The organism is Streptomyces sp. BE303 (assembly GCF_036290945.1).
Classification (GTDB): Bacteria; Actinomycetota; Actinomycetes; order Streptomycetales; family Streptomycetaceae; genus Kitasatospora.
Genome location: NZ_JAQYWZ010000947.1, coordinates 17,866 through 42,516 on the forward strand (window position 1 = coordinate 17,866; position 24,651 = coordinate 42,516).

The 24,651-nt window shown below is 75.2% G+C and carries 19 protein-coding genes; 3 read left to right on the forward strand and 16 right to left on the reverse strand.

Translation table 11 applies throughout. The annotated features are described in order from the left end of the window. Positions 1-35: 35 nt before the first annotated feature. From PUR56_RS39700 to PUR56_RS39725, 6 genes are all read right to left on the reverse strand, one after another. Positions 36-1,310 (reverse strand): hypothetical protein, encoded by a 1,275-nt coding sequence (locus PUR56_RS39700; RefSeq protein ID WP_329952539.1) that lies wholly within the window; start codon positions 1,308-1,310, stop codon positions 36-38. A gap of 169 nt (positions 1,311-1,479) precedes the next feature. After that, positions 1,480-2,022 carry a SigE family RNA polymerase sigma factor gene (locus PUR56_RS39705; protein WP_329952540.1) on the reverse strand — a complete coding sequence of 181 codons (543 nt, stop codon included), beginning with the start codon at positions 2,020-2,022 and terminating at the stop codon, positions 1,480-1,482. A 96-nt stretch (positions 2,023-2,118) separates the two neighbouring features. Continuing rightward, positions 2,119-3,378 carry a type VII secretion-associated serine protease mycosin gene (gene mycP / locus PUR56_RS39710; RefSeq protein WP_329952541.1) on the reverse strand — a complete coding sequence of 420 codons (1,260 nt, stop codon included), beginning with the start codon at positions 3,376-3,378 and terminating at the stop codon, positions 2,119-2,121. Positions 3,379-3,464: 86 nt separating this feature from the next. Next, positions 3,465-3,758, reverse strand: coding sequence for a WXG100 family type VII secretion target (locus PUR56_RS39715; RefSeq protein WP_329952542.1), 294 nt, complete (start codon positions 3,756-3,758; stop codon positions 3,465-3,467). Between the two features lie 76 nt (positions 3,759-3,834). Continuing rightward, positions 3,835-4,134 carry a WXG100 family type VII secretion target gene (locus PUR56_RS39720; RefSeq protein WP_329952543.1) on the reverse strand — a complete coding sequence of 100 codons (300 nt, stop codon included), beginning with the start codon at positions 4,132-4,134 and terminating at the stop codon, positions 3,835-3,837. 186 nt (positions 4,135-4,320) lie between these two features. After that, a complete protein-coding gene (locus PUR56_RS39725; RefSeq protein ID WP_329952544.1) occupies positions 4,321-5,991 on the reverse strand; it encodes a type VII secretion protein EccB in 1,671 nt (556 codons plus the stop codon). Positions 5,992-6,161: 170 nt separating this feature from the next. Here PUR56_RS39725 and eccE point away from each other — a divergent pair, with 170 nt between their 5' ends. The 3 genes from eccE to PUR56_RS39740 all read left to right on the forward strand — a co-directional run bounded on the left by eccE (position 6,162) and on the right by PUR56_RS39740 (position 10,669). Continuing rightward, a complete protein-coding gene (gene eccE, locus PUR56_RS39730) occupies positions 6,162-7,556 on the forward strand; it encodes a type VII secretion protein EccE (RefSeq protein WP_329952545.1) in 1,395 nt (464 codons plus the stop codon). Beyond that, complete coding sequence (locus PUR56_RS39735; RefSeq protein ID WP_329877534.1) at positions 7,556-8,329, forward strand: hypothetical protein; 774 nt, start codon at positions 7,556-7,558, stop codon at positions 8,327-8,329. Before eccE ends, PUR56_RS39735 begins: the two co-directional genes overlap by 1 nt. A 129-nt stretch (positions 8,330-8,458) precedes the next feature. Beyond that, positions 8,459-10,669 (forward strand): MinD/ParA family ATP-binding protein, encoded by a 2,211-nt coding sequence (locus PUR56_RS39740; RefSeq protein ID WP_329952546.1) that lies wholly within the window; start codon positions 8,459-8,461, stop codon positions 10,667-10,669. 67 nt (positions 10,670-10,736) lie between these two features. Here the strand turns inward: PUR56_RS39740 and PUR56_RS39745 are convergent, their stop codons facing one another. The 10 genes from PUR56_RS39745 to rimP all read right to left on the reverse strand — a co-directional run bounded on the left by PUR56_RS39745 (position 10,737) and on the right by rimP (position 24,576). Continuing rightward, positions 10,737-11,681, reverse strand: coding sequence for a bifunctional riboflavin kinase/FAD synthetase (locus tag PUR56_RS39745; RefSeq protein ID WP_329877530.1), 945 nt, complete (start codon positions 11,679-11,681; stop codon positions 10,737-10,739). Between the two features lie 66 nt (positions 11,682-11,747). Further along, positions 11,748-15,551, reverse strand: a complete 3,804-nt coding sequence (locus tag PUR56_RS39750; RefSeq protein WP_329952547.1) for a serine protease — start codon at positions 15,549-15,551, stop codon at positions 11,748-11,750. Positions 15,552-15,870: 319 nt separating this feature from the next. Next, on the reverse strand, positions 15,871-16,809 hold the full coding sequence (truB, locus tag PUR56_RS39755) for a tRNA pseudouridine(55) synthase TruB (RefSeq protein WP_329952548.1): 939 nt from the start codon (positions 16,807-16,809) through the stop codon (positions 15,871-15,873). Between the two features lie 119 nt (positions 16,810-16,928). Continuing rightward, entirely contained in the window at positions 16,929-18,044 is a 1,116-nt protein-coding gene (locus PUR56_RS39760; protein ID WP_329952549.1) for a DHH family phosphoesterase, read from the reverse strand. Positions 18,045-18,046: 2 nt separating this feature from the next. Then, positions 18,047-18,490: a 30S ribosome-binding factor RbfA gene (rbfA, locus tag PUR56_RS39765; protein ID WP_329877522.1), complete on the reverse strand. Its 444-nt coding sequence runs from the start codon at positions 18,488-18,490 to the stop codon at positions 18,047-18,049. 153 nt (positions 18,491-18,643) lie between these two features. Continuing rightward, a complete protein-coding gene (locus PUR56_RS39770; protein WP_030397729.1) occupies positions 18,644-18,940 on the reverse strand; it encodes a DUF503 domain-containing protein in 297 nt (98 codons plus the stop codon). Positions 18,941-19,074: 134 nt separating this feature from the next. Next, positions 19,075-22,278 (reverse strand): translation initiation factor IF-2, encoded by a 3,204-nt coding sequence (gene infB / locus PUR56_RS39775; RefSeq protein ID WP_329877516.1) that lies wholly within the window; start codon positions 22,276-22,278, stop codon positions 19,075-19,077. Positions 22,279-22,529: 251 nt separating this feature from the next. Beyond that, positions 22,530-22,778 (reverse strand): YlxR family protein, encoded by a 249-nt coding sequence (locus PUR56_RS39780; protein ID WP_329877514.1) that lies wholly within the window; start codon positions 22,776-22,778, stop codon positions 22,530-22,532. Between the two features lie 145 nt (positions 22,779-22,923). Beyond that, on the reverse strand, positions 22,924-23,943 hold the full coding sequence (gene nusA, locus PUR56_RS39785) for a transcription termination factor NusA (RefSeq protein ID WP_329877512.1): 1,020 nt from the start codon (positions 23,941-23,943) through the stop codon (positions 22,924-22,926). A gap of 57 nt (positions 23,944-24,000) precedes the next feature. Next, complete coding sequence (gene rimP / locus PUR56_RS39790; RefSeq protein WP_329952550.1) at positions 24,001-24,576, reverse strand: ribosome maturation factor RimP; 576 nt, start codon at positions 24,574-24,576, stop codon at positions 24,001-24,003. Positions 24,577-24,651 lie beyond the last annotated feature (75 nt).

Consider the following 24,651-nt stretch of genomic DNA (forward strand, 5'->3'; position numbering starts at 1 on the left):
GCCCGGGGCACTGCCGTGTCGTGGCCCGGGCGCCGCTACTTCTTGAGCTTCCACTGCGGGGCCGTGGCGACCGCCTTCAGCTGCTCGACGGTCAGCGCCGGGGTGGCCCGGGTGGCCGGGGTGCGCAGGCCGGCGCTGTTGAAGGCGCTGATCACCACCCGCAGGCCGTCCGCGTGGAGGGTGTCGACCGTCCACATGCCGCCCTGCTTGAGGACGGTCACCCGGGTGCCGTCCGGGAGCCTCTCGGCGTTGCCGAACAACTGCTCGACCGCATTGTCATGGCTCCCGTCCTGCACGTTGACCTGCACCAGGGACTTGCCCTTGCCGTCGTCCACCACGAAGTCGGCGAAGCCCGGCTGGCCGCCGGTCTCGGCCTGCTTCAGACCGGCCGGCAGCAGCCCGGCGGTGATCGCCAGGATCTCGTCCTTGCCGTACTCCTCGGTGTCGCGCGGCTTCACCGGCGCCGGGAGGGGGATGCCCGCGACGATCCGGTCCCAGGACTTGCCGGTGACCACCGCCGTCAGCTGCTCGGGCGTCAGCGGCGGGGCGGGCCGGGAGACCGGCGCCCCCTTCGCGGCCGGGGCGTTCCACTCGGTCAGCTGGACCATCCGGCCGTCCTGGCCGACCAGCCGGGCGAACCACCGCTTGGTCTCGGCCCGGTTGTCGGGGTACTCGTAGCCCTGGAACACGGTCAGCGAGCCGCCGCCCGGCAGGGCGGTCGAGGTGCAGGCGTCGAACCGCATCGCCTTCCGGTCCGGGCAGCCGTTCTCCGTACGGCGTGCGTCGCCCTCCCCGTACCGGTCCAACGAGAGGCTCAGCACGGACCCGCCCTTGCCGTCGTCGAAGAGCAGCGGCCCGGCGGCATCACCGGTGCCGGTGACCTTGCCCGCGGGCAGCAGGGTCCGGAGGACGGCGATCGCCTCGGGGACGGAGTAGGCGCGGGCCGGGGCCCCGTCCTGGCCTCCCTGGCCTCCCTGGTCGCTCTGGTCGGTACCGGTGCCGGTGCCGGTGGCGCTCACGCTCGCGGTTCCGCCGCCCGCCGCGGGTGCGGTCTGCGGCGCGGTGGCCGGGGAGCCTCCGGTGCCGCCGGTGCCGCCGGTGCCGCCGGTGAGGTACATCGCGCCGGTGCCGACCAGGGCCAGCGCGACCGCGCCGCCCAGCGCCGCGGTGGCCGAGCGCCGTCGGCGGAGCCGGCGGCCCCGGGCCAGGCCACCGACCGCCAGCGCCTGCCGGCCCTCGCCTCCGAAGCCCTCACCCGTGCGGGTCATGGCGAAGAGAAGATCATCCTCGAACCTGTCCTGTTCGGACATGCGTGATCACCGTTTCAATAGGCGGCGGGTGGTGGCGGGTGGCACCGGGCGTCGGTGCGAGCGCGGGGCCAGAGGGGCGCCGGGCAGCGGTAGGGCGGGGGGCTCGGTGTGCGGTGTGCGGCGTGCGGTCAGGAGACGTCCGGAAGCGACAGGAAGCGTCAAGGATCGGTCATCGAACGGCGAGCTCGGCCAGCGTCTCCCCGAACTGCGCCCGCAGCCGGGCCAGCGCCCGCGTGGTCCGGGTCCGGACCGCTCCCGAGGAGACCCGCAGCACCTCGGCGGTCTCCTCGACACTGCGATCCTCCCAGTAGCGCAGCACCAGCACCGCCCGGTCCTTGGGCGGCAGCCCGCCGAGCGCGTCGAGCAGGGTCAGCCGCAGCGCGCGGTCCGCCTCCCGGCCCGCACGCTCGGGCAGCTCGCCGGTGGGCCGCTCCCCGCTGGAACGCCGGCGCTGCTGGGCGAGGAAGGTCCGCACCATGACGGTGTGGGCGTACGCGCCGGGGTTCTCGACCCGGTACCGCCCGCCGGTCCAGGCACTGCGGCGCCACAGCACGTACATCCGCCCGAGGGCCTCCTGGACGAGGTCCTCCGCGTAGTGGGTGTCCCCACTGGTGAGCAGGCACGCCGAGCGGTACAGCCGCCCCGTGTGGCCCGCCACGAGCTCCAGGAACTCCCCGTCCTTGGCCTCGCGCGTGCCCCCGGTCCGTCCCATCCGACGTGCCTCCCCCGCCCGCTCACTCCCCCGACACGGGAGGGATGCGATGAGCGGGGCCGGATGTTACAGCCCGACCGGAAAAGATTCCGGAACTCAGTCCGAGGGCCCGCGGCGGTGGTCGCGGAGCACCACGGCGCCGCCGATCACCAGGGCCACCAGCAGGGCGCCGACACCCAGCACGTAGGTGGCGGTCCGGCCGTCCCGGTCGGCCCGGGTCTCGCCGAGACCGGGCGGCCGCGGCACGATCGGGGCGGCGGCCAGCCGGACCGGCGGATCCTCGGTGGCCCGGTCCGGCGGCGCGACGGGCGCGGTGGCCACGGCCTTCACCGGGTCGACGACGCCCCACCCGACGTACTCGTTGGGCTTGTGGTCGGTACGCTGCGCGGTCTGCTCGATCCAGGCCCGCACCTGGCTCGGCCGCCAGTCCCCGTGCGCGCCGACCAGCAGCGCGGCCAGCCCGGCCACGTACGGCGCGGCGAAGCTGGTGCCGTTGTCCACGCACTGGCCGCCGCGCGGGACGGTGGAGAGCATGTCGACGCCGGGCGCCGCGACGTCCACGAAGTCGCCGTACTGGGAGAAGTAGGTCCGCTCGTTGTTGCGGTCCGAGGCGCCGACGGCGAGCACGGTCGGGAAGGCCGCCGGGTAGGTGTCGCCCTTCCTGCCGTCGTTGCCGCTGGAGGCCACCACCACCGCGCCCCGGCTCTCGGCGTTCTCGATCGCGGCCTTCAGCTCGGTGTAGCCGACGAACCCGCTGTCGCCCGCGCCGCGCACGTCCTGGGAGATGTTGACGACCCTCGCGCCCTGCCGGACGGCCGAGTCGATCGCCTCGACCAGCGAGTGGACGTCCCCGTTGCCCTCCGCGTCGTTCTGCCGGATCGACAGGATGGTGGCGCCCGGGGCGATGCCGACGAAGCCGGTCTGCTCGCTGCGCCCGGCGGCGATGATGCCGGCGACCTTGGTGCCGTGCCCGACCAGGTCGTTCTTGCCGCCGCCCTCGATCCGGCGGCCCTCCTTGTCCTTCAGCAGCGATCCGCCGTCGATCACCCGGTGCGCGAGCTGCGGGTTCTGGTCGTCCACCCCGGTGTCGATGACCGCGACCAGCACCCCCGCGCCGGTGGTCGCGCCGCCCTGCCAGAGCTCGTCCAGCACCATCCGCTGCAGGGACCACGGCACGGCCTGCACGTTCGGCGCGGACCTGCCGCAGTCCCCGGCCGCGGCGATGCCCGGTGCGGCGGCGGCACCCGGTCCGGCGGCGACCGCCGGGGCCACCGCCGGGCCGCCGAGCACCGCCAGCGACGCCAGCGCCACGGCCGCCGTCCGGTACCTGGCCACCGGCACCCTGCCACCCCTCATGTCGTCCACCCCGGTTGCGCGCCAGGGGCGGGTGCCCGCCGGGCAACCCGCCCCTCGTCGAGTCGTGCTCGGGCCGCAGCCCGCCGTCAGCCCGTCCAGAGGGTGGCGTTGCGGTTCTCGGTGTTCTGGTAGCTCTCGGCCGCCTTGTCCAGGGAGTTGGCGATCTGCGCCAGCACCTGCTGCAGGTGCGCGGCGCGCTCGTCCCACTTCGTCTGGTGGGCCTGGTAGCCCTGCTGGGCGACGCCCTCCCAGCTGGTGGCGATCTTGGTGACACCCGCCTTCAGCTCCTCGAGCTGGGCGTTGATCGTCTGCGCGGTCCGCCGGACCTCGGAACTGGCGCTCTTGATGGTGCTGAAGTTGACGAGAATGTGTTCGGCCACGATGTCTCCTAGTCGAGGCTGCGAAGCACCCCATCACCCGAGGGGCGCGTCGCCGGGTGAGCGGACGGAACGGGGATCAAACCGTGCCGGCGCCGAAGGTCGCCTGCTGCTCCGCGTCGGCCTGCGCGTACTTCTGGGTCGTGAGCTCGATCGCTTCCTTGATCGCCACCAGCGACTTGTTGAGCTCCTGGGCGTCCGTGTTGAACTGGCCCTGGAGGTTCGTGTACGCCTGCGCGGCCTGCCCCTGCCAACCGCTGGTGATCGAGGTGACCAGGTTGTTGAGGCCGTTGATCTCGGTGTTGATCGCGCCGATGACCTCGTCCATGTGCTTGGTGAACGCCAGCATCTCCTGAGCGGTCGTCCTGAACTGACCCATGCTCCACCGTCCCCCACGAGACAGACCCTGTGTCCGGGGCGCCGGTTCCGAGCCCCCCGCGCATCACCGGTGTGATGTCCTGCAGCACTGTAGTCGGCACACGCAGCTCACCCAACCTCGCGCGGGGGCCGGTTACCAAGCCATGACATCACGTCAGTTTCCGTGCCCTGAAAGGCGATAGACCGATCATGCGTTCTGCTGCTGAGCTGCGCTCCCGGCATTGAGCGCGGGGCCGGCCGGCACCAGGTTCGACCACTGCCGGGGGACGGGGGCCGGCTGCAGGCCCTGGTAGCCGAGCCGGGCCTGGTTGCCGCCCGCCTCCTCCGGCCGGCCCGCCGCGGCCGGGGCCCCGGACTGTCCGGACGAGGCCGACGAGGCCGACGGGACCGGCTGGGCCGACGCCGCGGCCTGACCGCCCTTGCCGCTGTCGCCGCTGGCCGGCACCGCGTACCGCAGGCCCGTCTCGGTGATCAGGAAGTCGGTGCCGGAGCCGTCCGTCCCGTTGTCCAGCGCCCGGTAGAACAGGCCGTGGCCGGGCGTCACGTGCGCCGACGCCGCCCCGTTGCCGTACCGCGCCGGATAGTCCGGGCCGGCCCAGACGCTGCGCCGCGGGGACCTGCCGTCCTCCGCCACCCCGTCGAAGGTGCTGCAGACCACGGCCCTCGCGTCCTTCTGCGCCTGCCAGTCGTTGACCGGGGCACCCGTCCTGGTGGGCCAGTCGGCGGCGCCGTCGTCCGTCAGCGGAGTGCTGCTGTTGAGCGCGGCGTGCTCGGCCGGGGTGATGTCCTCGATCCGCGGGTTCCGGTTGGCGTCCTGGTCGTACAGCGGCTGCAACAGCGGGTTCTGCCTGATCAGTTCGGCCTGGAACGGGGTGATCAGCAGCAGCCGGCTCCTCCCCACCACGTAGTGCCGGTCACCGAACCGGACCAGCCGGCCCACCTTGCGGTTCTCCGGATTCTGCAACGCCACGGAGGAGTTGGGGGCCTTGGTGTCCGGCACCAGCCCGTCGATCCGCGGGAAGACGATGTCACTGCCCGGCGCCAGCGTGTCCAGCCAGTCCCTCTTCACCTTCTGCGGGCTGGCGGTCGCCCCGAAGACCGCCCCCATCAGCTGCGTCCGCGTGGCGTCCGAGTCCTCCGGACCGCCGATCGCGTGCCTCCGGCCCTTCGAGTCCACCAGGAACAGCCTCAGCCGCCCCCCGCCCGCACCGGCCTGCCCGGAGCGGGCCGCCACCTGCGGGTCGTCCGCCTGCTGCACCAGCAGCGCCTGGTCGACGTCGAGCAGCCGGTCCGGCGCCTCCAGCGCCCGGGCGTCGGCGCCGCCCGCCACGAAGACCGCCTGGTTGACCGTGTTCCCCCCGTCGTCCGCGCCCGGACGGTCGCAGACCGACCACTTCATCGGCCGGCTCGCGTTCTCCCTCGACGGCAACTTGTCCGGGGCGTAGGGGATGCCGATCGTCGGGCCGTGGTTGGGGTACTTGTCGAGCACCCCGTCGGCGACCACCACCACCTTGGCGCCCACCGGCAGCACCAGCCGCGCCGACGACATGTTCAGCACCTGGTGCAACCGCTTGGTCCGGCCGTCCGGATCGGTCAGCACGACGTACCGGGTGGTGCTCTGCTTGCCCTGGACGATGAACCTGCCCTCGTCCCAGCCGAGCGGCGCGCTCGGCCGGAACACCCCCCAGAGCCCGAAGCCACCGACCACCAGCGCCCCGACGACCACGCTCGGCAGGACCGCCCTCACCGGACGCGGCGCGTCCTCGTCGCTCCCCCCGCCACCGGGCAGGAGGAAGGCTCCGACCGTGCGCCTGCGGGCGAAGGTGTAGGCGTTCAGCTCGTCCCGACGCGATGCCATGCTCGTCGTCCCCCCTGTCAGACCGACCTGCCCCGTGGTCCGCATCCGCCGGGCGAGAACGTGCTCGAACCTCTACGATGCGGCAGCAGACGGTGAGTACGGTACGGGCACGGATCGCGAACGGGCCAGCGGGACAAGACAACTGACTTAGCGAAAGGGGCCACCGGGGGATGCCAGGCCAGACCGCTCCAGGACGTCGCAGCACGGCACGCAACAGCGGACCACACCGCCCCGGACCCCGCCCGCAACCCGGCCCCGGCACCTCCGCCGCCCCGACCCGCCCCGACCCGGCCGACGGCCCCGTCCCGGTCCGCATCCACCCCCGCCCCGGGCTCCTGGGCGGTCGCCTGGCGCTCCACCAACTGGTGCTCGTCGAGGTCGCGTCGGCACTGGCCGCAGTCGGCTGGACGATCAGCCGACCGGTCGCCGCCGCGTTCGGCGCGATCGCCCTGGCCCTGCTCGTGCTCGCGGTCGTCCCGGTCCGCGGCCGCACCGCCCCCGAGGCGCTGCGGGTCCGGGCCGCCCTGCAGGCCCGCCGGAAGCGCGCCCGGGACGACGCGCCGCCGGCCGGCACCGACCCGGCGCTCGCCCCCGCGCTGGAGCTGGAGCCCGCGCTGCGCACCTGCACCCACACCACCGAGGCGGCCTTCGGCGGCCGTCCGGTCCGCCGGGAGACCGGCATGGTCGGCGACGGCACCTTCCTGAGCACCGTCCTGCTCGTCCAGACCAAGGACCGCCCGCTGCGCCCCGCCCGCACCGCCCGGCCGCTCCCGCTGGACGTCGTCTGCTCCGTGCTGCGGGTGGACGACATCACCCTGGAGTCGGTCCAGCTGGTCCAGCACACCCGGCCGGCGCCCGCGCCGCACCTGCCCGAACAGTCGCTGGCCGCCCGCGCCTACCGGGAGCTGCCGGACGGCGCAGCCACCCCCGGCCTGCGGCTCACCTGGGTGGCGCTCAAGCTCGACCCCGAACGGGCGGCCACCGCGGTGCGCGCCCGGGGCGGCGGCGAGGAGGGCGCCCGCAAGGCACTCCAGCGGGTCACCGACCAGCTCGCCGGGCGTCTGAACAGCGCGGGCTTCGACGCGACCGTGCTCGACGAGCGCGAGCTGATCGCCGCACTCGCCACCGCCGCCTGCGTCAACCCCCTGGCCACGGCCGGCCGCCGGGGCACGGGCGGCGGCGGCAGCGGGCGGCGCACCCAGGAGGGCAACCGGTTCTGGCGGGTCGACGACCGCTGGCACAGCACCTACTGGATCTCCCGCTGGCCGCAACTCGGCCGCCCCGGCGGCGCCCCCGGCCGGATCGCCGTCCCCGACCTGGTGAACCTGGTCACCGGCGCACCCGCGCTGGCGAGCACCTTCAGCCTCACCGCCGGGCACGGCACCGGCGGCTCGGTGACGCTCAGCGGCCACGTCCGGGTGACCGGGCGCAGCGAGAGCGAGGCCGTCCGGATCGGACGCCGGGTCGAGGCCCGCGCGCAGGGCGCCGGCCTGGGGCTGACCCGGCTCGACCTGGAGCAGGCCCCCGGCGTGCTCGCCACCCTCCCGCTGGGAGGTACCGCCTGATGGCGTACCAGGGCTACCGGCCGACCGGTGCGCCGACCGGAGCCGGGCGGCGGCCGAGGATCCCGTCCCGGCTGCTGCCCGGTTTCGGGCTTCGCGGCCCGCGGCGGGAGAAGCACGTGCTGGCCGTCGGGGATCTGGCCGCGCTGGCCTTCCCGGTCGGCGACGACGGCGTACTGATCGGCCAGGACGTGCACCGGGCGCAGCCCGCCGTGCTCGGACTGTTCCGGCCCGGCGCCTACGACCTGGTCCTGGTCGGCGGCGTCTGGACGGCGCAGGTCATCGCGCTGCGGGCGGCCGCCACCGGCGCCCGGGTCGCCGTGGAGACCGCCCGCGCCCACCTGTGGGGCCCGCTCGCTCAGGCCGCCGGCGGCGGTCAGCCGTGCGTCACCGTCCACCAGGTCGGCAGGCTCGGCCCGCAGGGCGCCTCGGTCACCTCGCCGGTCCTGGTGGTGCGCGACCTCGGCGCCCGCCCGCCCGGCAGCCGGCTCTCCGCCACACCCTGGCAGACCACCCTGACCGTGCTGCCGTACCTGGGGCCGAACGCGGCCCGGGTGCTCAACGCGGCCGACCTGGTCGGGGTGCAACGGGTCTCGCCGCAGGAGGCGGAGCTGATCGGCCGGGTGCTGTCGCTCGGCCCGCCCGAGGTCGGGGCGCTGCCCACCCTCGCCGAGGACCTGACGCTCTGGACGACCCGGATGAGCCGGCAGTACGTACGGGTCGTCGCCGGGCAGGCGGAACGGCAGGTCCTGGGCGGCCCGCGGCGGATCGACTGACCCGGCCGATCCCGGTCGCGGCCCGGTCGGAGATGAGATACCGCCTTCAGTGGGGGGTGGCTCACGGCCTAGGCTGTGATGCGGCAACGGCACCGCGAACGTGCGGCGGCGAACACGAGGGAGCCTCAGGTGAGTAGCGATCGGGACGGCGTCTACGTCGGCGACAACGCGGCGGAGGACGACGACGACTGGTCCGACGCGCCCGACTACACTCCCCCGTCCTGGTACGTGCAGACGGACGCCCCGGGTGCTCCGGCGGCTCCCGGTCCGGCTCCGACGCCTGCCCCTGCCCCCGCCCCTGCCGCCGCCCCGACGGCAGCGGCTCCGGTGGCGCCGCCCGCTCCGGCTCCGGCTCCGGTTCCGGCCGTCGAGCCCGCTCCGCAACCCCAGCCGCCGGTCCAGCCCCAGTTCCAGCCGCAGCCGGCGCCCGCGCCGGCCGTCCCGGCCGCACCCACCGCCGGGATAGCGGCGCCGCACCCCCCGTTCGCCGCTCCGCCGACCCACCCGGCCGTGCCCGCGCCCGCCCCGGTTCCCGCCCCGTACGCGGAGCAGCCGCCGGCCGTCGCCCAGCCCTGGCCCGCGGCCGACCCGTCGGTGCAGCCGCAGCCCTACCCCGGTGGACCCCACCCGCCTGCGCCCGCCCCGGCGCCGCTGCCGGCTCAGCCGGCCCTGCCGTACCCGGACCCGCAGCAGCAGGCCCGGGGGTACCCGCAGGCCCAGCCCCAGCCTCAGCCGTACTCCCAGCAGGTGCAGCAGCCGCAGGACCCGCAGGCCGCCGCCTGGGCCGCCGCGCAGCAGGCCGCCCAGCAGGCCCCGGCTCCGCAGCCCGGCCCGCAGCCCGGCCCGCAGGCCGCCGCCGACCCGCGCGCGGCCGGCTGGCCCCAGCCGAACACCTACCAGCAGCAGCCCCCGCAGCCGGGCCCGGGCCTGCCCGCCCAGCCCTGGCAGCAGCAGCCCGACGCCCCGCAGGTGCCCGCCGCGATGCAGCAGTCCGGGGCCCCGCAGCAGACCGCGCACGGCGCCCCGCTCGGCTACACGGCCGCCGTCGAGCTCTCCTCGGACCGCCTGCTGCGCAGCCAGCCGAAGCAGCAGCGCCAGCAGCCGCGGTTCCAGTTCGGCGGCAAGGCCGCCGCCGCCGAGAAGTCCCGCAAGCTGGAGATCATCCGCACCCCGGTGCTCAGCTGCTACCGGATCGCCGTGATCAGCCTCAAGGGCGGCGTCGGCAAGACCACGACCACGACCGCTCTCGGCGCGACGCTGGCCAGCGAGCGCCAGGACAAGGTGATCGCGATCGACGCCAACCCGGACGCCGGCACGCTCGGCCGCCGGGTCAAGCGGCAGACCGGCGCGACCATCCGCGACCTGGTGACGGCCATCCCGCACCTGCGCAGCTACATGGACATCCGTCAGTTCACCTCGCAGGACCTGCACTCGGGCCTGGAGATCCTGGCGAACGACGTCGACCCGGCCGTCTCGACGACCTTCAACGACTCGGACTACCGGCAGGTCATCGACGTGCTGGGCCGCCAGTACCCGATCATCCTGACCGACTCCGGCACCGGCCTGCTGTACAGCGCGATGCGCGGGGTGCTGGACCTCGCCGACCAGCTGATCATCGTCTCCACCCCCAGCGTGGACGGCGCCTCGTCCGCCTCGACCACGCTGGACTGGCTCTCCGCGCACGGCTACGCCGATCTGGTGCAGCGTTCGATCACCGTGGTCTCCGGGGTCCGCGAGACCAGCAAGATGATCAAGGTCGAGGACATCGTCGCGCACTTCCGGACCCGCTGCCGGGGCGTGGTCGTGGTGCCGTTCGACGAGAGCCTGGCGGCCGGCGCCGAGGTCAACCTCGACATGATGCGGCCCAAGGTCCGCGAGGCGTACTTCGACCTCGCCGCGCTGGTCGCCGAGGACATCGTCCGCGCCCAGCAGGCCGCGGCCCAGCAGGCGAGCTGGCAGCACCCGGGCGCACAGCAGTACGCCGCCGCACCGCAGCCCTACGCCCCGCAGCAGCAGCCGGCCCAGCAGCCCGGCCCGCTCCACCCGGACCCGCAGCAGCAGCCGTACCCGCACCAGCAGCCGGTGCAACCGTGGCAGCAGCCGGGCCCCCAGCCCGTCCCCGGTGCTCCCTGGGCGCAGCCGGGCCAGACCCCGCCGCCGGCCGGCTACGGCTACCCGCCGCAGGGTCCGCCCCAGCCGGCGCCGGAGTGGCAGCAGCCGCAGCAGCCCGCGCCGCCGGGCGGTGGATACGGCTACCCCCAGCCCGACGGCGGCCAGCAGCCGCCGCCCGCCGGGTACGGCTACCCGCCGCCGCCCGCACCGCCCCAGCAACAGCAGTAGGGGAACGCACCGCGCGCAAGGGCCCGCCGACCGGAGTCGGCGGGCCCTTGCGCGCGGATCCGGCGGGTCAGCCGGCGTCGGTCAGCTCGCGCGACCGCTTCACGTCGTCGGCCATCCGGTCCAGCAGCGCCTCGATCGAGTCGAACTTCTCCATCCCGCGCAGGTAGACGAGGAACTCGACGGCCACGTGCAGCCCGTAGAGGTCCAGCCCGACCCGGTCGATGGCGTACGCCTCGACGGTCCGGGCGGTGCCGTCGAAGGTCGGGTTGGTGCCGACCGAGATGGCCGCCGGCATCCGCTCGCCGTCGGCCGTCAGCCAGCCCGCGTACACCCCGTCGGCCGGGACGGCGCTGTGCGGCACGGTGTCCACGTTGGCGGTCGGGTAGCCCAGCTCACGGCCGCGCTGCGCGCCGCGCACCACCTCGCCCTCCACCCGGTGCGGACGGCCCAGCACCTCGCCGGCCCCGGCCACGTCGCCCGCGGCGACCAGCCGGCGGGTCAGGGTCGAGGAGAACGGCTCGCCGTCGCCCGCCGCCCCGCGCACCCGGAGGTCGACGACCTCGACGCCGCAGTCGGCCGACCGGCCCAGTTCGGCCAGCAGCGCGACGTTGCCGGCCGCCCGGTGGCCGAACCGGAAGTTCGGCCCCTCGACGACCAGGCACGCGTGCAGCGCGTCCACCAGCACCTGCCGGAAGAACTCCTCCGGGGACTCCTTCGAGAACTCGGTGGTGAACGGCAGCACCAGGACGGCGTCCACGCCGAGCGCCTCGATCAGCTCCGCGCGGCGCGGCTGCGGGGCCAGCAGCGCCGGGTGGCTGCCCGGACGGACCACCTCGCTCGGGTGCGGGTCGAAGGTGACCACGACCGACCGGACCCCGAGCTCGCGGGCGCGCTCGACCGCCCGGCCGATGATCAGCTGGTGCCCACGGTGCACTCCGTCGAACGAGCCGATGGTGACGACGCTGCGTCCCCAGTCACCGGGGATCTCCTCCAGGCCACGCCAGCGTTGCACCCTGACCGCTCCTTGTTCCGTACGACGCGTACCTTCTGTACGCTCAAACGCTCAAAACCCGAACCCCTATAGCGTGCCATGCGCCTGTCCCGAGTTCGGCACCGGAAGGCGGGTTGGACGCACCGCCGGGTGCCGGGCCCCGGTGCCGGGTGTACGAAGCGACCCCGTCCCGGACCCCGGGCCGGCCCCCCGCCCGGCCTCGGCAGCCGCGTCCCGCGGGTCCCGGCCCGCCGCCACCAGGTCGCGCAGCCGGTCCAGGCGGGGACCGGCGGGGCGGGCGGGCCTGCCGTCCGCCGGCCACCGTGCCAGCAGCAGCGCGAGCGCCGCCGACCCGCCGGCGCAGCGGACCAGCAGCCCGTCCGCGTCCGGCAGCCCGGCCGCCGCCCGCACCAGGACGGCCCGGGCCCTGACCGGCCGCTCGGCCGCGCAGTGCTCGGCGAGCGCGGCCACGGCGGCGGCCAGCACCTCCGGATCGCCCTCGGTGGCCAGCAGGGTGTCCAGCAGCTCACAGCGCAGGGCGTCCGCCACCGGGTCGGCCACCGGGCGGGACAGCACCTCGGCGAACGGCCGCCGGACGGCCACCGCCCGGGCCGCCAGACCACTGCTCAGGAGCACCCGGAGCTCCAGCCGGGCGGCCGCGCCCTCGACGGCCCCGCCCGCCAGCCTGCGGCCGAGGTAGTCGACCGCCACCGGCCCGGCCAGGGCCGGACGCTCGCGCAGCAACCGGGCCACCAGCTCGGCGCCCCGCCGGACGGCCAGGGGTGCCCGGGCGTCCGCCAGCACCCGGAGCGTCCCGGCGACCGGGGCCGCCCGACCCGCCTCATCCGCCCGGCCTGCCGGACCCGTCCGACCCGCTGCCCCCTCCGGCCCGCCCAACCGGGCGGCGAGGGCGGCGAGGACCGGCTCCGGGTCGCTCTCCAGGGCCGGCGCCAGCGCCGCCGCGGTGAGGAAGCGGTCCTCCCCTCGCCGGTACGCGGCCAGCGCCGCCGGGAGGTGGGCCGTCCGGGTCCGCCCGTCCCGGACCAGCAGGGCGAGCGCGGCGCCGTGCAGGGCCGGCTCGTCCTCCCGGGCCAGCAGGGTCAGCGCGGTGAACCGCAGCAGCTCCGGCCCGGCGCCGCTCGCGTGCGGGGCGGTGCGCAGCGCGTGCACGGCGGCGGCGACATGGCGCTCGGGGCGCCGGTCGTGGCTCCAGCGGTCCACCGCCCGGCAGAGCGCCGAGGGCTCCTCGACGGCCAGGACGGCGAGGAGCGCGTCCGCCCTCGGATGCGCGGCGCCGGCCAGCGCCTCGGTCAACTCGTCCAGGGCCAGGGCACGGTGGGAGTACAGCAGATCGTGGACGAGGTCCGCGACGGTGCTGCCGGGGCGGACGGGCAGGCCCCGCGGGTCGTCGAACCAGGCGCAGAGCAGCGGGAGGGTGCCCGCCGGGTCGGCACGCAGCCGGTCGGCCGTCGCCGCGAGGAAGCCCCGGCCGGGGCCGTCGGCGGCCACCAGCCTTCGGTACAGCGCGAGTTCACGCTCGACGGGCAGGCGCAGGCCGGTCCAGAAGTCCGGGCCGAACCGGCCGAGCCCGGCCTCCGGAAGACGCTCGAACCCGCCCTCGGCCGCGGCGCGTTCGACGATCCGGTCGGCCAGCTGGTCGAGCAGGGCGCGGTGCTCGGCGAGATCGGGGCTGGCGGCCAGACCGGCGATCAGCAACCGCCCGGCCCACCAGCCGGGTTCGCTGCCGGGCGGGCGCAGGTCCAGCGCCCGCCAGATCCGGTGCAGCCACGGGTCCAGCGCCGGCGCGCCCCAGGTGTCGGCGATCCGCCGGAGCGCGGCGGCCACGGGACCGACCCGGGAGCGGGACACCGTCCGGACCTCGCCGGCCGGGCGGGTGTCCTCGGTCTCGCCGAGCAGCAGCCGCAGTGCCTCGTCCAGGTCCAGGTGCCGCCCCTGCAGCCAGTCGGCGAACTCGCCGTGCGCGAACCGGTAGCCCGGTCCGGCCGGCACGAACAGCCCCTCCGCCAGCACCGCCGCCGCCCAGCCGCCGGCCACCGGGAACAGCTCCTCGAACACCGCCCGGCCCAGCCCGCCCTGCTCGGCGCCCAGCATCCGCCGGGCCGCCTCGTGCACCCGGCCGGCCACCGCCGCCGCCAGCCGCCGCACCCGCCCGTGCCCCGCCCGGCGGACGGCACCCCTGCGGTGGGCTCCCGACCGGCGGGGCCGCCCGTCCTCGGCGAGCCGCTGCGCCACCCGCAGGCAGCACAGGTCGAGACGGGCGCCGAAGAGCTCGCCCCGCCGGGCGGGCTCCCCCCGCAGGCCCTCGGCCCACAGCTCCCCGGCCAACCGGACCGCGAGCGGGTGACGGGCGTCCGCCTCCTCCGGCCACCCCGGCGGCAGCCCGTACCGCCGCCGGACCCGGTCCGCCGCCTCGGCCGGGAGCGGCCCCAGCCGGCGGACGGCCACCCGGACGGCGGGGGAGGACGGCGGCGACCCGCCGTACCGGGCCGCCGCTCCGCCCACCGGGACCAGGAAGTCCCCCGTTCCGCCGCCCGGCGCCAGCCGCTCCCAGGCCTCGTCCCCGCAGGCCGTGAGCAACCGCGCGCCGCAGGCAGCCAGCCACCGCGCGGTCACCCGCAGCCAGTCGGCGTCGAGCGGCACCGGCGCCTCCTCCGGCCCGTCCAGCACCACCAGCAACGGCCGCCCGGCCGCCGCGCAGAGCCCGGCCGCCGTGCCCGGTCCCGGCGGCGGTGTGCCCGGTTCGGCCGCCCCGGCGAACGCCCGCTCCACGGCCTCCGCGAGCGAGGCGTCCCCGGCGCCCAGATCGGCGCCGCGCAGCCACAGCGTGGGCCGGGGCCGTTCCCCGCCGCCGCGCCGCACGGCGAGGGCCGCCAGCTCGGTGCTCCGCCCCGACCCGGGCGCCCCGACCAGCGCGACGATCCCCACCCCCGCCGGGCCCCCGGGTGGACCGGCCCACCCGTCCGGACCGTCACCGGCGGCGCCGCCGTCCTCGCCGTCACCGGGCCACTCCCCCAGCCCGTCCGGCCGGTCCACCCGGTCGGCCGCCAGCCCGGCCACCCGGCCCGGCCCGGCGCCGGCGGCGGCCAGCTGGGCCGCGGCCAGCCGCAGCACCCCGGCCAGGTTGAGCGCGCCGCCGTAGGCGGGCACCCCGGCCGCGTTGCGGGCCAGTACCTCGGCCAACTCCGACCCGCCGTACCCGGTGTCCGCTCCCGCACCCGCCGCACCCGGGCCGGATCCCGGCCCCGCCACCGGTACGGCGACGGGTGCCCCGGGCCGGCCGGGGGCCCGCAGCGCGGGGGCGACCACCGCGACCACCGCGCCGGTGCGGGCGTCCAGGACGGGCGCGCCGGCCGGCACCACCGCCGCGTCGCCGGGCGGCGGCACGTCGAGCAGCAGCGCGCCGGCGATCAGGTGACAGCCGCCCGCCCGCGCGTAGAGGGCCCCGGTGGTCTCGGCGACGCCGCAGCGCAGCAGCACCGTCCGCCCGTCGGGGCGGCCGTCCGCCCAGACCGGTACGGGCACCAGCAGGACGTCCCCGGCCTGCGCCGCGGGGGGCGCCGTGACCGGCAGCGGCGGCACGGGGACACCGCCGACCGCGTCGGTGCGCAGCAGGGCGAGGCCGTACCCGGGCAGCGGCCGGACGTGGTCCGGGCCGAGGACCCGGGTCTGGCCGCCGGGGGTGTGCAGAACGATCCGGTCGAGTCCCTCGACGGTCTCGTGGGCGGTGAGGACGGTGCCCCGCAGGTCGACCACGAAGCCGAGTCCGCGCGGGCGCCCGTCCCGGTCGCGGATCCGCAGCAGCCGGTGGCCGGTGTCGCCCGCCGCCCCGTCGTCCGCCGGCAAGCCCAGGAAGCCCAGCAGTCCCGGCATCGAGCAGCCCCTCCCGGCAGGGCCGGCCGGCCCCGGAGTGGACTCGTCGCGGCGACCTGTCCGCCGCCCGGGAGCCTGCCCGGCCCGGGTGCGGGCCGACCACACCCACGCCGTTCACGACTGCCGTTCACCTCGCGCGCTCCCTCGTGCGGGTGAACTCCGGGCGGTACGAACCCCTGCGCGCCCCCGCCCGCCCCCTCCGCCCGCCCCCTCCGCCTCGCACGACCTGCCGCCGAGAGACCGTGGCCGGAAAGCACGGAACCCCGGAAGCCCCGAGCCCGAGGACCCGGCGCGTCCGGGGCCCGGCCCCGGGCCGTCCTCAGCCCACGAAGACGGCGACCGGCCTGGCCTGGCCGCCCTTCTCCTCCACCAGCGCGAGGAACCCGCCGTCCGGCCCGAACACCGCGATCGGCCCGTCCACGTCCAGGCCCGGTGCCTTCAGCCGGGCGCCGTGCGACAGCTGCTTCGCCTGGTCGGCGTCGAGGTCCCAGCGCGGGAAGGCCGCCGCGGCGGCCTCCCCGATCGGCAGCACCTCCAGCGGCGCGCCGGAGCCGTCGGAGCCCCCGGTGACCGCCTCCTCCAGCTCCTCCAGGGTCCGCGCCGACTCCACCCCGTACGGGCCGACCCGGGTGCGCCGCAGCGCGGTCAGGTGGCCTCCGACGCCGAGCGCCGCTCCGAGGTCGCGGGCCAGCGCCCGGATGTAGGTGCCGGAGGAGCACTCCACGGTGACGTCCAGGTCGATCACCGGCGTGCCGTCCTCGGCGACGGCGGCGCGCTGCTCGTGGACGGTGAAGGAGTGGATCGTGGTCGGTCGGGCGGCCAGCTCGAAGTCCTCGCCCTCGCGCACGCGCGCGTACGACCGCTTGCCGTCGATCTTGATCGCACTGACCTTGGACGGCACCTGCATGATCTCGCCGGTGAGGGCGGCGATCCCGGAGTCGATGTCCTCCCGGCGCACCGCGTCGGCCGGGGCGGAGGCGGTGACGTCGCCCTCCCGGTCGTCGGTGACGGTGGTCTGACCGAGCCGGACGGTGGCCTCGTAGGTCTTGGCGGTGAGCATCAGGTGGCCGAGCAGCCGGGTGGCCCGTTCGACCCCGATCACCAGCACGCCGGTGGCCATCGGGTCGAGGGTGCCGGCGTGGCCGACCTTCCGCGTCCCGGCCAACCACCGCAGCTTGGCGACCACCCCGTGCGAGGTGATGCCCTCCGGCTTGTCGACGATGACCAGGCCGTCCGGACCGGTGCCTTTGCGCTTCATCAAGTTCTTTCTCTAAGGATGGTCAACTACACGGGACGGGCCGCGTCCGGGCCGGCCGAACGGGCCGGCCGTGCCGGACCGCCCCCCGGCGCCCCGCGCGCCGTCCCCACGGCGGCCGGTCACACGGGCCGCAGCGCGCCCCGGAACCGCTCCACCACCGCGGTGACATCCTCCCGGACGGAGAAACCGGCCGCGAAGGTGTGCCCGCCGCCGCCGAGCGCGGTGCAGGCCGCCGCGACGTCCACCGCGCCCTTGGAGCGCGAGGAGCCGCGCAGCGTGCCGTCCGGGTCCTGCTTGAGCACCAGCGCCACCTCGGCCTCGGCCGGGCGGCGCAGGATGTCGATCAGGCCCTCGATCTCCTCGACGGTGACACTGAACAGCACCAGGTCCTGGTAGGGCACCCAGGTCCACACCAGGCCGAGCCCGCCGGCCGCGGCCGGCTCGTAGACGGCCCGGTCGAGCGCACCGGCCAGCACCTTGAGGTAGCCGAAGGAGGAGGTGTCCCACAGCTGCCGCGAGATGAGGTCCTGCCGGATGCCGGTGGCCAGCAGCCGCGCGGCGAGTTCGTGGGTGGCGGGCGTGGTGGCCCGGTACTTGAACGAGCCGGTGTCGGTGGCGACCCCGGTGTAGAGGCAGGTGGCCAGGTCCTGGTCGAGTTCGACGCCGAGCCGGCGCAGCAGCTCGTCCACCAGGACGGCGGTGGCCGGGGCACCCGGGTCGATCAACTGGTGGGTTCCGAACCCGGGGTTGGAGGCGTGGTGGTCGAAGACCACCAGCACGGGCGCCGCGAAGGCCTTCCCGTGCAGCAGCCCCAGCCGGCTCTCCGCGGCGACGTCGAAGCAGAGCACCAGGTCCGGAGCCTCGGGCACCTCGGAGGCCGGCACGATCAGCTCCCGGCCGGGCAGGAAGGCCAGCGACTCGGGCACGACCTGCGGGTCGTCACCGAAGGAGACCCGCACCTCCTTGCCGAGGCCGCGCAGCGCCAGCCCGGCCGCCAGGGCGGAACCGAGCGCGTCGCCGTCCGGGCAGATGTGGCAGATCAGGTCGACGGAGCGGGCCCGCCCGATCTCCGCGACCACCTGCTGCCACACCAGCTCGAAACCGCTCTCCTCGGCACGCGGTCCCGGAAGCACCGCGAGGGCACCCTCCACCGTGTCGGTGGAGGATGCCCCCGTGGCCGTACCGGCCGTGGTCGTGCCGGTTGTCGAACCGGCCTCCGCCGGCTCACCCGCCATGACTACTCGTCCTCGTCGTCACGCTCGGACGCCGGAACCTTGTACGGGTCCGCGTCACCGGCGTAGACCGCGCCCGCGGCGGTGGTGCGCACCGCCGCGTCGATGGCCCTGGCCCGGTCGAGCAGGTCGTCGATGTTCCGGGCGTTCTCCGGCAGTGCGTCCGCGATGAAGGTCAGCGTCGGGGTGAAGCGCACCCCGGTCTGCTTGCCGACCTCGGAGCGGAGCACGCCCTTGGCGCTCTCCAGCGCGGCGGCCGTGGCCTCGCGCTCGGTGTCGTCACCGTAGACGGTGTAGAAGACGGTGGCCTCGCGCAGGTCGCCGGTCACCCGTGCGTCGGTGATGGTCACGAACCCCAGCCGGGGGTCCTTGATCCGCCGTTCCAGGGTCTGGGCGACGACCACCTGGATGCGGTCGGCGAGCTTGCGCGCCCTTGCGGTGTCGGTCACGTTGCCTCCTCGTGCAGTGGGCCGGGTGGTCGGGCATGTTGCGCGCCCGTCGGGGCCCCAGCCCCAAAGTACCGGCCCGCGCCCAGCCTTGTGGGCGCTCTCGGTCCTGATCTGTGTGAGAACGGCGACTCGCGCCGGTCTGCTCCGCAGATCTCATTCGTCGTCGTCGTTGTGGTAGCGCCTCCTGGCGGAGAGCAGCTGAACCTCGGGGCGGCCGGCGACCAACCGCTCACAGCTGTCCAGGATCTCGGTGACGTACCCGGCTTCGCCGGACACCACCGCGAGGCCGATCTCGGCCCTGCGGTGCAGATCCTGGTTCCCGGTCTCGGCAGCGCACACGCTGTACTTGCGCTGCAGTTCGGCCACGATGGGCCGTACGATCGACCGTTTCTCCTTGAGCGAGTGGACGTCGCCCAGCAGCAGGTCGAAGGTGAGTGTTCCCACGAACATGTGTGACAGGTCCAGCCGACCTGAAGGCCTCGGTGACAGCCCGGGAGCGGGCTGGTCTACGAGGACCCTACACAGCGAGACCGGGGCCGGTCGACGGGAATTCCACCCGCCGACCGGCCCCGGACACCACTCGCTTACGCGCGCGGCTTCTCGCGCATCTCGTAGGTCTCGATGACGTCCTCGACCTTGATGTCGTTGAACGAACCGAGCGTGACACCGGCCTCGAAGCCCTCGCGGACCTCGGTCGCGTCGTCCTTGAAGCGGCGCAGACCCTCGATGGTGAGGCTCTCCGCCACGACCTTGCCGTCGCGGATGAGGCGGGCCTTGGCGTTGCGGCGCAGCAGGCCCTCGCGGACCAGGACACCGGCGATGTTGCCGAACTTGGAGGAGCGGAACACCTCGCGGATCTCCGCGGAGCCGAGGCGAACCTCCTCGTACTCCGGCTTGAGCATGCCCTTGAGGGCGTTCTCGATCTCCTCGATCGCCTGGTAGATGACCGAGTAGTACCGGACGTCCACGCCTTCCTTGTCGGCCGCGGCGCGCGCACGACCCTCCGCGCGCACGTTGAAGCCGATGATGATGGCGTCCGAGCCCATCGCCAGGTCCACGTCGGACTCGGTGATGGCACCCACACCGCGGTGCAGGACCCGGAGCTCGACCTCCTCGCCGACGTCCAGCTTGACGAGGGCGTCCTCAAGGGCCTCGACCGAACCGGAGACGTCACCCTTGATGATGAGGTTGAGCTGCTCGATGGAGCCGGCGGCGATGGCCTTGTCCAGGTCCTCCAGGGACACCCGGACCCGACGCTGCGCGAAGGCGGCGTTGCGGTCACGGGCCGAGCGCTTCTCGGCGATCTGGCGGGCGGTGCGGTCCTCGTCGACGACGATGAAGCTGTCGCCGGCGCGGGGCACCGAGGTCAGACCGAGCAGCAGCACCGGGCGGGACGGGCCGGCCTCGGCGACGCTGTTGCCGTTCTCGTCCAGCATCGCGCGGACGCGGCCGTAGGCGTCGCCGACCACGATCGAGTCGCCGACGCGGAGGGTACCGCGCTGCACGAGCACGGTCGCCATGGCGCCGCGGCCCTTGTCGAGGTGGGCCTCGATGGCGATGCCCTGCGCGTCCTGGTCGGGGTTGGCCCGCAGGTCGAGCGAGGCGTCCGCGGTGAGGACCACGGCCTCCAGCAGCTGGTCGATGTTGAGACCCTGGCGCGCGGAGATGTCGACGAACATGGTGTCGCCGCCGTACTCCTCGGCCACCAGACCGAACTCGGTCAGCTGACCGCGGACCTTGGTCGGGTCGGCGCCGTCGACGTCGATCTTGTTGACGGCGACCACGATCGGCACACCCGCGGCCTTGGCGTGGTTGAGCGCCTCGACCGTCTGCGGCATGACACCGTCGTTGGCCGCGACCACCAGGATCGCGATGTCGGTGGACTTGGCACCACGGGCACGCATGGCGGAGAACGCCTCGTGACCCGGGGTGTCGAGGAAGGTGATCGGGCGCTCTTCGCCGTTCACCGTCGTCGCCACCTGGTAGGCACCGATGTGCTGGGTGATGCCACCGGCCTCGCCGGCCACCACGTTCGACTTGCGGATCGCGTCCAGCAGTCGGGTCTTACCGTGGTCGACGTGACCCATGACGGTGACGACCGGCGGGCGCGCGGCCAGCTGGTCCTCGTCGCCCTCGTCGGCACCGAAGTCGATGTCGAACGACTCCAGCAGCTCGCGGTCCTCGTCGTCCCGGCTGACGATCTCCAGGACGAAGCCCATCTCGTCCGCCAGCAGCTGCAGCGTGGCGTCGGAGACCGACTGGGTCGCGGTGACCATCTCACCGAGGTTGAACATGACGGAGACGAGCGCGGCCGGGTTGGCGTTGATCTTCTCCGCGAAGTCCATCAGCGAGGCGCCGCTCGACAGGCGAACGGTCTGACCGTTGCCGCGAGGCAGCATCACACCGCCGACGGACGGGGCCTGCATGGCCTCGTACTCCTGGCGCTTCGCCCGCTTCGACTTGCGACCACGGGCCGGACGGCCACCGGGGCCACGGCCGAAGGCACCCTGCGTGCCACCACGGGCACCCGGGCCACCGGGACGGCCGCCGAAGCCACCCGGACGCGGGCCGAAACCGCCGCCGCCACCCGGGGCACCGCCACCGGGACGGGGGCCGCCGAAGCCGCCACCGGCCGGACGCGAGCCCGGACCTGCCGGACGACCGGCGAAACCGGGACGGGCGCCACCGGCACCACCCGGACCACCCGGACGGCCACCGGGGCCACCCGGACCACGGCCACCGGGGCCGGGACGCGGGCCCGGACCGGCCGGACGCTGCGGCATCATGCCCGGGTTCGGACGCGGCATGCCCGACGGGGTCGGACGCGGGCCGGCCGGACGCGGCATGCCGTCGGGACGCGGGGCGCCACCCGGACGGGGGGCACCGGCACCCGGGGCACCGGGAGCGCCACCGGGACGCTGCGGACGGTCACCGCCGGGGCGCGGGGCACCACCGGCACCGGGAGCGCCACCGGGACGCTGCGGACGGTCGCCACCCGGACGGGGAGCGCCACCACCGGGAGCACCGGCACCCGGACGGGCCGGACGGTCGCCACCGGGACGCGGACGGTCGCCGCCCTGGCCACCCGGACCGGCCGGACGCGCACCGGGCGCGGCCGGACGACGGTCACCGGGGCGGGCCATGCCGGTCGCACTGCCCGAGGTGAACGGGTTGTTGCCCGGACGCGGGCCGGCCGGACGCGGGCCCGGACGGGCGCTGCCACCGGCGGGGGCGCTGCCGCCACCGGCCGGGGCACCCGCCGAACGCGGGGCCTGCGGGGCCTGCGAGGCCGGGCGCGGGGCCTGGGTCTCGCCGGACACCGGGGCGGGCGAGGAGAACTCGGCCGCCGGGGCGGCCGGGGCCGCGGGAGCGGCCGGACGCGCCGGGCGCGGGCCCGGAGCGGGGGCGCCGGCCGGCTTGGGCGCGGCGGCGGGGGTTGCGGGGGCGGCCGGGGCGGCGGGAGCCGCGGCGGCCGGGGCCGGACGGGGACCCGGGGTCGCGGCAGGGCGCGGTCCCGGGGTGGGCCCACCCGGCCTGGGTGCGGCCGCACCGGCGGCGGCGCCACCGGTGGGCTGGGGCGCCGCGGGCTTCCGCGGGCCCGGCTTGGCAGCGGAGCCCCCACCGGTGGGGGCCACTCCCAGCGCGTCAGTCAACTTGCGTACGACCGGCGCCTCGATGGTCGAGGACGCCGAACGGACGAACTCACCCAACTCGGTGAGCTTGGCCATCACGGCCTTGCTCTCCAAACCGAGCTCCTTGGCGAGTTCGTAAACCCGGACCTTAGCCACTTCACTCCTGATCTATGAGTCCGGGGTGTCTCGTCCGCCGGACCGTCGCTACTTCATGGGCGTACCCATCGCGTACTCATCGCGTACTCATCGAGTGCTCATCGCAATCTCGACCTACTTCCACATCGCGAGGTACCTGACTGGTGGCACGGCGTGCGGCTGCCCGCCCGCCGTGCTTGTTGCGGTGGTTCTCCGCCGCGCGAGCGGCGGCCGTGACGAGGGGGTGCCCCACCGGACCTGGCCTGGGAAGCTCAGGGCTCCGGGGTGTCGCCCGCCCGTTCCCCGAGGTACTCGCGGATCCGCTCGGTGTCGAGCGTGCCCTGGAGCCGGAAGGCCCGGGGGAACGCCCGTCTGCGGACCGCGAGGTCGAGGCAGGCCGGTTCGGGGTGCAGGTGAGCGCCCCGGCCCGGCAGTGCGCCACGGGGATCGGGGACGCAGACGCCCTCGACCGCCGTGACACGCAACAGCAGGTGCTTGGCCGCGCGCTTTCGGCAGCCCACGCAGGTGCGTTCCGGGCGTGCTCGGACGTGCGTCCGGCCAGACGAAGGCAAGTCTACCCCTCCGGAGGGACATGGCGCCGCCCCGCCGATCCGGGGAGGATCCGCGGGGGGCTCGTGCGGTACCGACCGGCCGGCAGAACCGCGGTCAGTCACCGGCCCGGTCGCCGGCCTCGGAACGGCCCTCGGGCTGGCCCTCGGTGTCCGGACGGATGTCGATCCGCCAGCCGGTGAGACGGGCGGCGAGGCGGGCGTTCTGCCCTTCCTTGCCGATCGCCAGCGACAGCTGGTAGTCCGGCACGATCACCCGTGCGGAGCGCTGCTGGAGGTCCACGATCTCCACGCTCGTCACCCGCGCGGGGGACAGCGCGGCGGCGACCATCTCGCGCGGGTCCTCCGACCAGTCGACGATGTCGATCTTCTCGCCGTGCAGCTCGCCCATCACCGCGCGCACCCGGGAGCCCATCGGGCCGATGCAGGCGCCCTTGGCGTTCAGGCCCTGGCGGCGCGACCAGACCGCGATCTTGGTGCGGTGGCCGGCCTCGCGGGCGATCGCCGCGATCTCCACGCTGCCGTCCGCGATCTCCGGGACCTCCAGCGCGAACAGCTTCTTGACCAGGCTCGGGTGGGTCCGGGACAGCGTCACCGACGCACCGCGGACGCCCCGGCGGACCGCCACGACGTAGCACTTGAGCCGGGTGCCGTGCCGGTAGTCCTCGCCCGGGACCTGCTCCTGCGGCGGCAGGATGGCCTCCAGCTTGCCGATGTCGACCAGCACGTTCTTCGGGTCGTTGCCCTGCTGGACGACACCGGTGACGATGTCGCCCTCCTTGCCGGCGTACTCACCGAACGTCTGGTCGTCGGCGGCGTCGCGCAGCCGCTGCAGCATCACCTGCATGCCGATGCTGGACGCGATCCGGCCGAAGCCGTTCGGGGTGTCGTCGAACTCCTTGGGCTCGACGCCCTCGTCCAGCTCCGCCGGGTCCTCGGTGGCCCACACGGTCACGTGGCCGGACCTGCGGTCCAGGTCGACCCGGGCCCGGCGGCGCGAGCCCTCGGTGCGGTGGTACGCGGTGAGGAGGGCCGACTCGATCGACTCGACCACCAGGTCGAAGGGGATGTTCTTCTCGCTGCTCAGCGCGCGCAGGGCACTCATGTCGATGTCCACGGCTACGCCTCCTCGTCTTTCGTCACGTTCATCATGGTGCGGTCGGTGCGAAGGTCGTCACTGCGCACCGTCGTCCCCCTCCTCCGAGGAGTCGCCCGCCAGGGCGTCGTCCGCGTCGTCCGCGAAGTCCGGGGTCTCGTCGAGAAGCTGCTGGTCCTTGCGGTTGAACTCCACCTGGACGCGCGCCCGGTCGACCTCGGTGTACTCCAGACGGCGCTCCTTGGGCCGGCCGCGGCCCTTCACGGGCTGCACCTCGACCCGTGCGCCGTCCTCGTCGGCCGACAGCACCCGGGCGACGATCTCCCCGCCGTCGACCAGGTTGATCTTGGCCAGTCGGCCCTCGGCGCGGATCCAGTGCCGCGGTGCGCCCAGCGGACGCTCGGCACCCGGCGAACCGACCTCCAGCACGTACGCGCCGGCGCCCATCACGTCCGACTCGTCCAGGGCCTCGCCGACCACGCGGCTGAACTCCGCGATGGCGTCCAGGTCCACGCCGCCGTCGGCGTCCACGTCGATCTGGACCTGCCGGCGGTTGCCCGCCCGGGTGACCTTCACGTCCTCCAGGTCCAGGCCCGCCTGCGCGGCCAGCGGCTCCAGCAACGCACGCAGCCGGTCGGTGTGGGTGGTGCTCATCCGGGTGGACTCCTCGGCCGCGTGTGCTGTTGTCGGAAGGGCGCGCCGCCTTCCCGGGCGCCGGTCCGGCGCACG